General features: G+C 40.3%; 1 pseudogene. It reads right to left on the bottom strand.

Annotated elements, in window-relative coordinates:
- Positions 1-236: pseudogene (gene nusA / locus LJE08_RS14485) on the bottom strand (transcription termination/antitermination protein NusA); the annotation flags it as partial.

Here is a 236-nt window from a genome sequence, read left to right as displayed (position 1 = left end):
ATCTCTTTCTTCATCAATGCCATTAGCATTTCAGGGCGCGCACGTGACAACAATAATTGTGCACCACGACCTTCACGGTTCACGCTATATAAAATAGCGTTCATACGTTGTTTAGGTCGAAGAATTTCTTTCGGAATCATTTCTTCACGTGAAAGATATGCTTCAGCATTATCACCTAAGTCAATGATAAAGCCATCTTTGGTTTGTTTTTTCACTTCACCGTAGATGAGCTCACC

It is taken from the genome of Holdemanella sp. DFI.5.55 (genome assembly GCF_020593575.1).
Lineage (GTDB): Bacteria > Bacillota_I > Bacilli_A > Erysipelotrichales > Erysipelotrichaceae > Holdemanella > Holdemanella hominis.
This window is presented reverse-complemented; position numbering and strand designations above follow the sequence as displayed.